Source organism: Enterococcus sp. DIV0174, assembly GCF_050529065.1.
Classification (GTDB): Bacteria; Bacillota; Bacilli; order Lactobacillales; family Enterococcaceae; genus Enterococcus_B; species Enterococcus_B thailandicus.
In genome coordinates, this window is the sequence record NZ_CP172881.1 from 1,177,543 (window position 1) to 1,190,666 (window position 13,124).

Below are 13,124 nucleotides of genomic sequence, written 5' to 3' on the forward strand. Positions count from 1 at the left end.
TTAAATAAACAAACCTAGAGTTTATAGAAGGTATATGGTAAACTAGCAACGATTAATCACCATTTAAAATGGTTTTAGGAGGAACAAGATGTTTACAAATGAAATAAAAATTATGCTTTATGTCGACGATGTTGAAAAAAATGCAGCATTTTGGACAGATAATGGTTTTGCAGAATTGGATCGTCAAGAAATGGATGGAACATTGATTGTTGAGATTGGCCCAGCAGTTGATGCACAAGCAAAATTAGTTTTATACGATCGTAAATTTATTGAAGCACATTCACCAGAGGTTGCGTCAAATTCACCATCTTTAATGTTTGCAAGTGAAGACGTCTTTGGTTTATATAAAAAAATGCAAGCAAACAAAGTTACACTAGGTGATCTTGTTCAAATTGGTGAAGAGTATGTTTTTAATTTTGCTGATCCAGACGGTAATTATTTTGCAGTGACCGGCAAATAAATGAACACTTTTGTAGAGGATGTGTCACAGAATCTGCAAAAGGTTCTTTTTTTTGAACAATAAAATAATTATGTAAACCTAAAGCTTTATAATTATTCAGTCTTGCGTAAAAATGCACAAGCAAATAAATCGTCAAATGCCTGATCCTTTCTTATACTATTTGGGAATCATCAGAATGAAGGGATGTCACAGTATGGATTACCAAGTTTTACTTTATTATAATTACACAACAATTGCAGACCCAGAAATGTTTGCAAAGGAACATTTAGCTTTTTGTAAGTCATTGAACTTGAAGGGGAGAATCCTTGTCGCAACGGAAGGGATTAATGGCACGTTATCAGGAACAATTGCAGATACGAATGCTTATATGGATGCAATGAAAGCAGATGCACGTTTTGCAGATACCTTCTTCAAAGTCGATCCAAGTCCTGAGCATGCGTTTAAAAAAATGTTTGTTCGTCCACGTCCGGAACTGGTTTCTCTCAAACTAGAGGATGATATCAATCCGAAAGATACCACAGGCGCTTATTTATCACCGCAAGAATTTAAAGAAGCAATCCTTGATGAAGAAACTGTTGTGATTGATGCGAGAAATGATTACGAATATGATTTAGGTCATTTCCGTGGAGCTGTTCGACCAGAAATCCGTAGCTTTAGAGAACTCCCACAATGGATTCGCGATCATAAAGAAGAATTTATGGACAAGCGTGTCGTTACTTATTGTACAGGTGGTATTCGTTGTGAAAAATTCTCTGGCTGGTTAGTTCGAGAAGGTTTCAAAGACGTTGGACAGTTACATGGTGGAATTGCAACATATGGAAAAGATCCTGAAGTTCAAGGCGAATTATGGGATGGACAAATGTATGTTTTTGATGAACGAATTGCAGTTGAAATCAATCATGTCGATAAACAAGTTGTCGGTAGAGATTGGTTTGACGGAACACCATGTGAACGCTATGTGAATTGTTCAAATCCTGAATGTAACCGCCAATTTTTGACTTCGGCAGAAAATGAAGCGCGACATCTAGGCGCATGCTCAAAAGAATGCGCGCAACATCCACACAATCGTTACCTTAAAGAGCATTCTTTAACAGATACAGAAATTACAGAAACCGTGGCGGCAAACTTTAAATAAATCAATTAATATAGTAGCTAAAAGAAAAGCACAAACTTGTTTTTCTTTTAGCTCTTTTTTTGTTGGAATCACTTGCAAAGTTACGCTATACTTTTTAGGAAAGGATGCGATGGTTATGAAATCTTTGGTCTATGCAATCAGCGATGTTCATGGAGAATATGAATTGTTTCAAGAATTAGTACGTGAGTACGATCCAACAATTCATCAATTAGTTTTGATTGGTGATTTAAACGATCGCGGACCGAAAACAAAAGAATGTTTTTTACTTGGAATGAAATTAGCAAAAGAAACTGGAGCCATTTATTTGCGTGGAAATCATGAGGAATATTTCTTGCAATTTTTACACTCTCCAGAAGATTGGTATGACGCGTATTTGCGTAATGGTGGTAAAGAAACCTTTGAAAGTTTACTACATCCAGGTGCAACAGAAGAATATTCTCCGACGGAAATTGCAATGATGATTCGTTCAAGATATGATGAACTGATTCAATTTTTAGTGGAGAGGCCATTGTATTTTGAATGGAAACAGTATTTATTTGTTCATGCAGGAGTAGATTTAACGAAAAAAGATTGGCGAGAAACTAGTCCAAGAGATTTTATTTGGATTCGTGAACCCTTTCATCACGGGAAAAATCAAACGGGTAAGACAATCGTTTTTGGCCATACAATTACACCTATGTTGCATGGCGATATGCAAACAACGGACTTGTGGCGAAGTGACAATAAAATTGGAATTGATGGTGGTGCTGTTTTTGGAGGATCCATTCATGGCGTGATTTTTGATGAGCAAGGAATTGTACAAGATATTGAGTATCAAAACAATCAAGGACCGTGGCAACCAGATTTTTAATTTAGATAGTTGTACATGAACAACAAGTATCAATTTTACTAAAAAGTGTAGGACGACGTGTTCTATGCTTTTTTATTCTGTAATTCCATCCGTTTTTATTCCATAAAAAAAGTATGCTAAAATAGACAAGCGACTAACAAATCAAAGGAGAACATCTCAATGACAGAAAAGCTAAATCAAACAATTATCCAGCTTGTGCAAAAAGAATTGGCAAGCTATAACACAAAACAATTAACAACGGTTCTTCATTTATTGAGTGAAGGAAATACGGTTCCTTTCATTGCACGCTACCGAAAAGAAATGACGGGGAGCTTAGATGAAGTCCAAATTCGGGAAATCGAAGAACGTTACGCATACTTAGAAAATTTAGAAAAAAGAAAAGTGGAAGTTTTACGCTTAATTGATGAACAAGGAAAGTTGACTCCTGAATTAGAAGCCGGGATCGTTCAATCAGTCAAGATGCAACAAGTAGAAGACTTGTATCGTCCATATAAACAAAAACGCCGTACAAAGGCAACGATTGCCAAAGAAAAAGGATTAGAACCACTTGCTGAATGGTTATTGCAATTGAATGACCAGAAAGTTGAAACTTATGCACAAACATTTATTAATGAAGAAAAAGAAGTTTTTTCTGTAGAGGATGCGTTACAAGGTGCGCATGAAATCATTGCAGAGCAAGTCAGCGATACTGCTAAATTTAGAACATGGATTCGTTCTTATACTTATAATAAAGGTAGTTATGTAAGTTTAGTAAAAGATGCAGACGTAGACGAGAAAGGTGTCTATGAGATGTATTACGACTTTTCAGAGCCTGTTCATAAAATGGTTTCTCACCGTATTTTAGCAACAAATCGTGGAGAAAAAGAAGACATTCTGAAAGTCAATCTACAAGTAGACGAAACAGCAGTAATGGATTATTTGGAACGTCAATTAGTTGGTAATCCAGCGTCACCTGCTGCAAGTTATGTGCGTGAAGCTTATCAAGATAGTTACAAACGGTTTATTTCTCCAGCGATTGAACGTGAAGTTCGCAATGAGTTAACTGAAAAAGCGGATGAACAAGCTATTGCGATTTTTGGTGAAAATTTGCGTAACTTATTATTGCAACCACCTTTAAAAGGAAAAGTTGTGTTAGGCTTCGACCCGGCTTATCGTACGGGGTGTAAATTAGCAGTAGTTGATGCTACAGGGAAAGTCCTAGCAATCGAAGTAATCTATCCACACAAACCAGCTGCCCAAGCAAAACGTGAAGCAGCAAAAGGTCAATTTGTAAAACTAATCAATCAATATCAAGTGGATATGGTCGCAATCGGAAACGGAACAGCTAGCCGAGAATCAGAATTATTTGTAGCGGAGCAATTAAAAAACGTGGATCACACAGCATACTATGCAATTGTCAACGAAGCTGGTGCCTCTGTATACTCTGCGAGCGAAGTTGCCCGAACTGAATTTCCTGATTTACAAGTTGAAGAAAGAAGTGCTGTTTCAATTGCACGACGTTTGCAAGATCCATTGGCAGAATTAGTAAAAATTGATCCGAAAGCAGTCGGTGTTGGGCAGTACCAACACGATGTTTCTCAAAAAAGATTAGCAGAGCAATTAGACTTTGTTGTTGAGACAGTTGTTAACCAAGTGGGTGTGGATGTAAACACGGCAAGCCCACAATTGCTACAGCATATCTCCGGGTTGAATAAAACAATTGCGCAAAATATTGTTACTTATCGTGATGAAAATGGTGCGTTCAACGCACGTACACAATTGAAAAAAGTTCCAAGATTAGGGCCAAAAGCATACGAACAAGCTATTGGATTCTTACGGATACCTGATGGAAAAAATGTACTAGACAATACTGGTATTCACCCAGAAAGTTATGCAGTAGCAAAAGAAATTTTAACCATGAATCAATTAACTGAGAAAGATTTGGGAACCTCTGAAGCAACAGAAGTCTTGAAAAAATTAAAACCAGAAGCTTTAGCTAAAACGATGGAGATTGGTGAAGAGACCTTGACGGATATTTTAGAAGGGTTGACACAACCTGGTCGTGATATGCGGGAAGAAATGCCCGCACCGTTATTGCGCCAAGATGTCTTAAGTATGGAAGACTTGAAAGCAGGTATGGAATTAAAGGGGACTGTCCGAAATGTTATCGACTTTGGTGCTTTTGTGGATATTGGGGTTAAGCAAGATGGACTCGTTCACATCTCAAAATTAAGTAAAAAGTTTGTTAAGCATCCAACAGATGTGGTTTCTGTTGGGGATGTCGTAACTGTATGGGTCGAACAAGTCGATGTGAAGAAAGGTCGTATTAGTTTAACTATGCTTTCGCCTTATGAGGAGTAAAAAGTGACACAAGAAGAATTACAAACGCTAGTTGAAGCCATTTCGATTGAGTGGTTTCAACGACCGTTTATGCATGAAGCTATTTTTAATGCACGCCTGAAAACAACTGGCGGGCGTTATCATTTGAATGATCATCATTTAGACTTTAACCCGACACTGTTTGCTCAATCTGATGAACAAACCATTGTCGGCATCATTAAACATGAGTTATGTCATTATCATTTGCATTTAGCAGGGAGAGGCTATCGTCACCGAGATAGTGAATTTAAACAGTTGTTGCAACAGACTGGTGGATTGCGTTATGCCCCTGCTGTAGCAAAAAAAGCTAGTAAAATTGAATGTTATCAATGCGTACGTTGTCAGACAATGATTTATCGGAAACGAAAAATTGATACAAAACGTTTTCGTTGTGGACGCTGTCGTGGAAAATTAGTTTGGCAAGAAACAAAACGACCGAATGACGATAATGACTAAATAGATAGATAAAGGAGTATCGTTGAAATGATTGATAATTGGAATCTGCTACTAGCATTTTTAGCTGATCAGCCAGCTACGAGTTCAGAAGAACCAAACCAAACAGCTCCGCTACTAATCCTTGCAGGAAACGGGTTACCAGTTTTGGTTGATCATGCAGCTGACCTTTTACGAAACAAACAGATTGCTCATCTTTTTTTAGTAGGCGGGGTTGGCCATGCGACGCCTGTACTTCGTAAAAACTTTGCGGATCAAGGATTTTTATTTGCAGAAACGCTTAGCGAAAGCGAGATGTATCGTTGCTATTTAAAAGAAAAATATCATTTTTCAGATGCGCAGTTACTTGTTGAGTCACATTCTACAAATTCTGGAGAAAATGCTCAATTTGCGTTAGATAAACTGCAAAAGATGCAGTTATCTCCACAAAAAGTTTTACTGATGAATGATCCTATACTACAGCGACGAACAAGAGCAACTTTTGAAAAAGTTTGGGGAAACACAGCCGTTGAATTTGAAAATTATGTACCAATTGTTCCACAATTGGAGCGTTGGCACGAGGAAGGATCAAATGCTGTTATGACATTTAAACAACCAGAATTAGATAATCAGTGGCCATTGAATTACTTTAAGTCATTAGTGCTTGGAGAGATTGCTCGCTTACATGATGATGAACATGGTTATGGTCCTAAGGGGAAAGGTTACCTTAATCATGTCGAAGTTCCAAAAGAAATTTGGATAGCTTATCAAGAAATTTTGACCCAGACAAATTGGCAATTTTGTCGTACGTAACTCATTATTTCGTAAGAAACGTCGTTTGCGAATAAATTTGGTTGAAATTTTTATTTGTTTATAAGATAATGAAAAACGTGTTGAATATGTGAATGAATAATGGATGATAGATAAGAGAAGAGGATTCAAATGACAAATCAAGAAAAATTATATCATTTTGTTGGTATCAAAGGTTCAGGAATGAGCTCATTGGCGCTAGTATTACATGAAGAAGGACTAAATGTTCAAGGATCAGATATTGAAAAATATTTCTTTACACAAAGAGATTTAGAAAAAGCAAACATAACAATCTTGCCATTTAGCGCAGATAACATTAAACCAGGTATGACAGTCATCGCAGGGAATGCGTTTCCTGACACTCATGAAGAAATTCAACGTGCCAAAGAACTTGGTCTTGAAGTGATTCGTTACCATGATTTTATTGGTGACTTTATTCAAAACTATACAAGTATCGCGGTAACTGGATCACACGGTAAAACAAGTACAACTGGTTTACTTTCACATGTGTTGACAGGCGTTCGCCCAACAAGTTATTTGATTGGTGACGGTACTGGACATGGCGATCCACGTGCAGAATTTTTCGCATTTGAAGCTTGTGAATATCGTCGTCACTTCTTAGCTTATTCACCTGATTATGTGATTATGACAAATATTGATTTTGATCATCCTGATTACTATACAAGTATTGAAGATGTACACAACGCGTTCCAAACAATGGCTCGCCAAGTGAAAAAAGCAATTTTTGCGTATGGTGATGATGAATATCTAAGAAAATTAGAAGCAGACGTGCCAATTTATTACTATGGAATTAGCGAAAATGATGATATCCAAGCACGAAATATTGAACGAACAACAACTGGTTCAGCTTTTGATGTGTACCATGAAGACGAATTTATCGGTCATTTTGTGGTTCCTGCTTTTGGAAAACATAATATTCTAAATGCCTTAAGCGTAATCGCTGTTGCTTACTTTGAAGACTTAGACCTTAAAGAAGTGTCAGAAGAAATGTTGACTTTCCCTGGCGTAAAACGTCGTTTCAGCGAAAAAATCGTTTCAGACATGACAATTGTTGATGACTACGCACATCATCCAGCAGAAATTCGTGCAACTATTGATGGTGCACGTCAAAAATATCCAGATAAAGAAATCATTGCTGTCTTTCAACCGCATACCTTTACGCGAACAATTGCGTTGATGGATGAGTTTGCTGAAGCATTAGATTTAGCAGACCGCGTGTACTTATGTGATATTTTCGGTTCAGCTCGTGAAAAACAAGGTGATGTTAAGATCGAAGACCTAGGTGAAAAAGTTCAAAAAGGCGGGCAAGTTCTGAAAGAAAATAACGTTTCACCATTGTTAGACTACCATGATGCAGTTGTTATCTTTATGGGAGCTGGTGATGTTCAAAAATTTGAACAAGCCTATGAAAAACTATTAAGCAATACTACAAGAAACGTCTTGTAATCACTAACAAATGACGAAATCAATCAAAAGCGGCCAAAAAAGTTTTGTCTTTTTGGCTGCTTTCTTGTATATAAAAAGTGCGGTTTCCATAACTTGCCTTTTTGCTTGGTTTTGGTACAATTGTTCTTGAGTAAAATAAAACTGGAGGGTTTCTATTTTGAATATAGGTAAGCCGAGAAAATTAGGAAAAACAATAAATGAGTTAGAGGAAGGCGACTCGTTGTCTTTAACAGAATCAATTGAAGACAATCAACTGTTGCTTTATTTAGGATTGACGAATGATGCTAATCCATTATACATTCAGCATGATTTTGCACAAAAAACGGAGTATCAACAACCAATTGTGCCATCTGTGATGTTAATGGGTATCATTACAAGTGCTATTTCTAAGCATTTACCTGGTCCAGGCTCACACGTTGTGAATTTTTCTGTGAATTTTATTGAACCAGTTTTCCACTACGAAACATTGACTTTCCAATTTGAGGTCATAAAAGTAGATAAAATGAAAGACGTCGTTACGATTTCTGTTGAAGCAGAAAATGGGGAAGGGAATCGCGTACTCGATGCTGTAGTAATGGTTCAGCCACCTGCTGACCCAGAACTAGAAATTGAATTTGAAAGTGAAGGTGAACTAAATGAATAATCAAAGCGTAGCAAATGAAGGAATCAATCGTTTCTATTCTAAAGTGTATGGCTTCCTAGGTGTGGGATTGGCGTTAAGTGCATTGACTTCATACTTAGCACTCTCAGTTTTTCCGCAACAAGTAGCAACATTTATTAATGGCTTTCCATTAGGTTTTATGGGACTTTGGATTGTTCAAATCATTTTAGTATTGGTTTTAAGTGCAAAGGCTCAAAAAAATCCAAGTTTAGCTATTGGTGGCTTTATTGCCTATTCATTATTAAATGGCTTGGTACTGGCTGTGACGCTTGCTTTTTATGATATTGGAACAATTACGCAAGCATTTTTGACTGCAACAGGCATGTTTATCGGGATGTCAATTGTGGGAATGGTTACTAAAAAAGATTTGAGTGGGATTGGTCGCGCAGGATTAGCTGCATTGATCGGTGTGATCATTGCCATGTTTGTCAATATTTTCTTACTTCATAGTAGTGCAGTCGATTTCTTCATCTCAATCTTGTTAGTCTTGATTTTTGCTGGAATCACTGCTTATGACAATCAAAATATTCGTAAAGTGTACATTCAAAGTAATGGAACAGCAAACAGTGGTGTGGCAGTGTTCATGGCTCTTCAATTGTATTTAGACTTTATCAACTTGTTCCTTGCATTTCTACGAATTTTTGGACGAAACAATTAATTTTTAACATTGAAACGGGTAGGAGATAAACATTTTCTCCTATCCGTTTTTTCTTTTCGCTTTCCAAGACATTCTTTGTTAGAATAAATAAGAACTTTACGGATGAGGAGCTAATTGATATGACAAAAAATAAATTATTATTGGTCGACGGAAATAGCGTCGCCTTTCGCGCATTTTTCGCGTTGCATAACTCACTAGAACGTTTTAAAAATCGAAATGGGTTGCATACCAATGCAATTTACGCTTTTAACACAATGTTTGAGAATGTGATGCAAAAAGAACAACCAACACACGTATTAGTTGCCTTTGATGCAGGAAAAACAACTTTCCGTACAGAGATGTACGCTGAATATAAAGGTGGACGTTCAAAAACACCTGGTGAATTTAAAGAACAGATGCCTTACATTCGTGAATTGTTAACAGGGCTAGGCGTAAAATATTATGAACTACCAAATTATGAAGCCGATGATATTATTGGTACGTTGGCAGAAAAAGTAGATAAAGAAGCATTTGATGTTGTTATTCTTTCAGGAGATCGAGATTTGACACAGTTAGCTACTGATGCTATCAAAGTAGACATTACCGTGAAAGGTGTGAGCGATATTGAAAGTTACACACCAGAACATATCGCAGAAAAGTATGATGGATTGACGCCTAAACAAATTATCGACATGAAAGGACTAGCCGGTGATGCTTCTGATAATATCCCTGGCGTAACCAAAATTGGTGAGAAAACAGCGATTAAATTGTTGAAAGAATATGGTTCAGTCGAAGGCGTCTACGAACATATTGCTGAAATGAAAAAAAGCAAGATGAAGGAAAACCTGATTAATGATCAAGAACAAGCTTTTCTGTCCAAAAAATTAGCTACAATCAACACACATGCACCTGTTGATGTCACAATTGATTCATTGAAATATGAAGGAAAAGACTTAGAAAAATTAGTTCCGTTTTATCAAGAAATGGAATTTAAGCAATTTTTAGCTAAGCTTGATATCCATGAGGAAGAGCCCGAGCTGGCAGATGTTCTATTTGAAGTAGTGACGGAGTATCAACCAGAAATGTTTACTACAGACATGGCACTTTATGTCGAAATGTTAGGCGAAAATTATCATACAGAAGACATTGTCGGCGTTTCTTGGGGGACAAAAGAAAAAATTTATGTGACCAATGATCTAAGTATTTTCGAAAGCGACGCATTTAAAGAGTGGTTGACTGATGGAACACGCCTGAAAAAAGTTTATGATGCCAAACGGACATATGTTGCCTTGAACCGTTATACTGGCAAGACACAAGGAATTGATTTTGATGTTCTTTTGGGCTCTTATTTGTTAGATACTAACGATAAAAGCAGTGATATCGAAGGAGTAGCCGCACATTATGGCTATCAAGATATCCAATCAGACGAAGCGGTTTATGGAAAAGGTGCCAAAAAAGGATTACCGGAAGAGGAAGAAGTTTTCTTTGCGCATCTTGCTCGTAAAGTTGCAGCAATCAATGCCCTGACACCAATTTTGAACAAAGAGCTAGAAGAAAAAAATCAAGCAGACTTGTTTTATAAAATGGAACTACCACTGTCACAAATCTTGGCAGAAATGGAAATTAGTGGAATTAAAGTCGATGCTTCACGTTTACAAGAAATGAAGATTGAATTTTCGGAGCGTCTAAAAGAAATTGAAGAAAAAATTTATACGGAAGCTGGCGAAGAGTTCAACCTGAATTCACCTAAACAATTAGGTGTTATCCTGTTTGAAAAAATGGGCCTGCCTGTTATTAAGAAAACCAAAACAGGTTATTCAACAGCGGTGGATGTGTTAGAACAACTGAGAGAACAAGCACCAATCGTTGACGACATCTTAGTCTACCGTCAAATTGCAAAAATCCAGTCAACTTATGTAGAAGGGCTATTAAAAGTGATCCAATCTGATGGTAAAGTGCATACTCGTTACGTTCAGACACTGACCCAAACTGGTCGCTTGAGTTCAGTTGATCCGAACTTGCAAAATATTCCGATTCGTTTAGAAGAAGGTCGGAAAATCCGTGAAGCATTTGTTCCAAGAAAAAAAGATTGGTTGATTTATTCTTCTGACTACTCTCAAATCGAGTTACGTGTATTAGCACACATTTCTGATGATGAACATCTGAAAGCTGCCTTTTTGGAAGGTCAAGATATCCATGCAAGTACGGCAATGCGGGTCTTTGGGATTGAAAAGGCAGAGGACGTAACACCAAATATGCGTCGCCAAGCAAAAGCTGTCAACTTTGGGATTGTGTATGGTATCTCGGATTATGGCTTATCGCAAAATCTTGGTATTTCCCGAAAAGCAGCACAACAATATATCGACACTTATTTTGATAAATACCCTGGCGTGAAATCATACATGGAACGTATTGTTCGCGAAGCAAAAGATCAGGGCTTTGTGGAAACACTTTATCATCGTCGTCGCTATTTACCAGAAATCAATTCAAGAAACTTTAACTTACGTTCGTTTGCAGAACGGACGGCTATCAATACACCAATTCAAGGTAGCGCAGCTGATATTTTAAAAATTGCGATGATTGATTTGGCGAAACGATTGAAAGAAGAAAAACTAGAAGCAACAATGTTATTACAAGTACACGATGAATTAGTTTTTGAAGTTCCGGAACACGAATTAGAAGCATTAGATCAATTAGTCAAAGAAGTAATGGAAAATGCTGTTTCGCTACATGTGCCATTGATTACTGATAGTAGTTGGGGCAAAACATGGTACGAAGCCAAATAAAAAAGAAAAAGGTGAAGAAGAAACATGCCTGAATTACCAGAGGTTGAAACGGTCCGTAAAGGGCTAGAACGTTTGGTCACAGGAAAAAAGATTCAAAAAGTGCAAGTCTTGTGGCCCAAAATTATTGAACAACCAGAAGCACCGATTTTTGAAGCAACGTTGATTGGTGAAACCATCGAATCAATTGGACGTCGTGGCAAGTTTCTGATTTTTCATTTAACCAATTACGAGTTGATTTCTCATTTGCGAATGGAAGGAAAATATTCCTTTGTGGAAGAAAATCAACCATTAGATAAACATACTCATGTCATTTTCTTTTTTGATGATGGCAGTCAGCTTCGTTATAATGACGTTCGTAAATTTGGTCGAATGACGCTGGTGGCAAAAGGACAAAGTGATTCTTATCGCGGAATCATGAAGTTAGGTCCAGAACCTCTACCAGAGTTATTTACTTTGGCAGAATTTGAAGCAGGTCTCAAAAAATCACATAAAGCAATCAAACCGTTGCTATTGGATCAACGCTTAGTCACGGGATTAGGCAATATTTATGTAGATGAAGCATTATGGGAAGCAAAAATCCATCCAGAGCAGCCCGCCAATACATTAAAAGGAAAAGAAATTGCAGCACTTCGCTTAGCAATCATTGATGTATTGGGAAGAGCGGTGGAAGCAGGTGGAACAACCATTCGTAGTTATCTCAACGCACTTGGTGAAGCAGGTAGTTTTCAAATGGCACTTCATGTTTATGGTCAAACAGGCCAGCCATGTGTGCGTTGTCAAACACCAATCGTCAAAACAAAAGTTGCACAAAGGGGGACTCACTATTGTCCAAAATGTCAGCAACTGAAAATACCAAAGTAGGTTTTGTTTTAGGTTTAACAGGAAGCATTGCAACAGGTAAAAGTACAGCTGCTGAAGTCTTTAAAAAGCATGGGATTCCAGTAATTGATGGTGATGTAGTAGCAAGAGAAGTCGTCGAGCCTGGAACCGCTGGTTTGTCTGCAATCGTTGAAGTGTTTGGTAAACAGATCTTAAATGAAGATGGTACGCTAAATCGAAAACAATTAGGTGCCATCGTGTTTGCGGATAACGAATTACGCCAAACATTAAATCGTGTGTTAAATCCGTTTATTCGCGGACGTATCAAACAACAAATTGCTGAAAAAAAACAGCATAATCCTTTGGTTGTTGTTGATGTTCCTTTGTTGTTTGAAGGACATTATGAACGTTACATGGATGCTGTAGCAGTTGTCTATACCACAGAAGCGATTCAGCTCGAACGATTGATGAAAAGAAATCAGTTGACAGAAGCTGAAGCGTTGAAACGAATAAAGACGCAATGGTCGATTGAAACGAAAAAAGAACGAGCTGACTTTTTGTTTGATAATACTCAGACAAAGGAAGCGTTGGTTCAACAAGTTGAGTTGTGGTTAAAACAACAATCGTTTATCACAAATGAAAAATAAAATAAGCAAAGTGCTTCGTCGGTTGAACGAAGTGCTTTGCTTTTTATTTTAGTGACTTTAAG

12 protein-coding genes are annotated in these 13,124 nt (G+C 37.4%); all 12 read left to right on the forward strand.

What is annotated here, in order from left to right; translation table 11 throughout:
* Nucleotides 1–88 precede the first annotated feature (88 nt).
* The 12 genes from IGJ93_RS05700 (at nt 89) to coaE (ending at nt 13,062) form a co-directional block, all read left to right on the forward strand.
* The gene (locus tag IGJ93_RS05700) at nt 89–460 is read left to right on the forward strand and encodes a VOC family protein (protein WP_067481760.1); all 372 of its coding nucleotides are present in this window, start codon (nt 89–91) and stop codon (nt 458–460) included.
* A gap of 193 nt (nt 461–653) precedes the next feature.
* On the forward strand, nt 654–1,595 hold the full coding sequence (locus tag IGJ93_RS05705) for a rhodanese-related sulfurtransferase (RefSeq protein ID WP_071868454.1): 942 nt from the start codon (nt 654–656) through the stop codon (nt 1,593–1,595).
* Between the two features lie 115 nt (nt 1,596–1,710).
* Nucleotides 1,711–2,445 (forward strand): metallophosphoesterase, encoded by a 735-nt coding sequence (locus IGJ93_RS05710; RefSeq protein WP_067482418.1) that lies wholly within the window; start codon nt 1,711–1,713, stop codon nt 2,443–2,445.
* Between the two features lie 159 nt (nt 2,446–2,604).
* A complete protein-coding gene (locus IGJ93_RS05715) occupies nt 2,605–4,785 on the forward strand; it encodes a Tex family protein (RefSeq protein WP_071868453.1) in 2,181 nt (726 codons plus the stop codon).
* A gap of 3 nt (nt 4,786–4,788) precedes the next feature.
* Nucleotides 4,789–5,259 carry a SprT family protein gene (locus IGJ93_RS05720; protein WP_071868452.1) on the forward strand — a complete coding sequence of 157 codons (471 nt, stop codon included), beginning with the start codon at nt 4,789–4,791 and terminating at the stop codon, nt 5,257–5,259.
* A 27-nt stretch (nt 5,260–5,286) separates the two neighbouring features.
* The gene (locus tag IGJ93_RS05725; protein WP_071868451.1) at nt 5,287–6,048 is read left to right on the forward strand and encodes a YdcF family protein; all 762 of its coding nucleotides are present in this window, start codon (nt 5,287–5,289) and stop codon (nt 6,046–6,048) included.
* Nucleotides 6,049–6,177: 129 nt separating this feature from the next.
* Nucleotides 6,178–7,512 carry a UDP-N-acetylmuramate--L-alanine ligase gene (gene murC, locus IGJ93_RS05730; RefSeq protein WP_067481770.1) on the forward strand — a complete coding sequence of 445 codons (1,335 nt, stop codon included), beginning with the start codon at nt 6,178–6,180 and terminating at the stop codon, nt 7,510–7,512.
* Nucleotides 7,513–7,669: 157 nt separating this feature from the next.
* Nucleotides 7,670–8,155 (forward strand): MaoC family dehydratase, encoded by a 486-nt coding sequence (locus IGJ93_RS05735; RefSeq protein ID WP_071868450.1) that lies wholly within the window; start codon nt 7,670–7,672, stop codon nt 8,153–8,155.
* Nucleotides 8,148–8,831: a Bax inhibitor-1/YccA family protein gene (locus tag IGJ93_RS05740; protein ID WP_071868449.1), complete on the forward strand. Its 684-nt coding sequence runs from the start codon at nt 8,148–8,150 to the stop codon at nt 8,829–8,831. The genes IGJ93_RS05735 and IGJ93_RS05740 overlap by 8 nt, the downstream gene beginning before the upstream one ends.
* Nucleotides 8,832–8,950: 119 nt before the next feature.
* Complete coding sequence (gene polA, locus IGJ93_RS05745) at nt 8,951–11,596, forward strand: DNA polymerase I (RefSeq protein ID WP_067481776.1); 2,646 nt, start codon at nt 8,951–8,953, stop codon at nt 11,594–11,596.
* A 24-nt stretch (nt 11,597–11,620) separates the two neighbouring features.
* Nucleotides 11,621–12,457 carry a DNA-formamidopyrimidine glycosylase gene (gene mutM, locus IGJ93_RS05750; RefSeq protein WP_067481778.1) on the forward strand — a complete coding sequence of 279 codons (837 nt, stop codon included), beginning with the start codon at nt 11,621–11,623 and terminating at the stop codon, nt 12,455–12,457.
* On the forward strand, nt 12,421–13,062 hold the full coding sequence (gene coaE, locus IGJ93_RS05755) for a dephospho-CoA kinase (RefSeq protein ID WP_086271013.1): 642 nt from the start codon (nt 12,421–12,423) through the stop codon (nt 13,060–13,062). Before mutM ends, coaE begins: the two co-directional genes overlap by 37 nt.
* The last annotated feature ends 62 nt before the right edge of the window (nt 13,063–13,124 follow it).

Excerpts from the sequence above, each read along its gene's own strand:
- polA (WP_067481776.1), top strand. The coding sequence starts at position 8,951 with ATGACAAAAAATAAATTATTATTGGTCGACGGAAATAGCGTCGCCTTT.
- IGJ93_RS05715 (WP_071868453.1), top strand. The coding sequence starts at position 2,605 with ATGACAGAAAAGCTAAATCAAACAATTATCCAGCTTGTGCAAAAAGAA.
- IGJ93_RS05740 (WP_071868449.1), top strand. The coding sequence starts at position 8,148 with ATGAATAATCAAAGCGTAGCAAATGAAGGAATCAATCGTTTCTATTCT.
- IGJ93_RS05700 (WP_067481760.1), top strand. The coding sequence starts at position 89 with ATGTTTACAAATGAAATAAAAATTATGCTTTATGTCGACGATGTTGAA.
- IGJ93_RS05705 (WP_071868454.1), top strand. The coding sequence starts at position 654 with ATGGATTACCAAGTTTTACTTTATTATAATTACACAACAATTGCAGAC.
- mutM (WP_067481778.1), top strand. The coding sequence starts at position 11,621 with ATGCCTGAATTACCAGAGGTTGAAACGGTCCGTAAAGGGCTAGAACGT.
- IGJ93_RS05725 (WP_071868451.1), top strand. The coding sequence starts at position 5,287 with ATGATTGATAATTGGAATCTGCTACTAGCATTTTTAGCTGATCAGCCA.
- IGJ93_RS05710 (WP_067482418.1), top strand. The coding sequence starts at position 1,711 with ATGAAATCTTTGGTCTATGCAATCAGCGATGTTCATGGAGAATATGAA.
- murC (WP_067481770.1), top strand. The coding sequence starts at position 6,178 with ATGACAAATCAAGAAAAATTATATCATTTTGTTGGTATCAAAGGTTCA.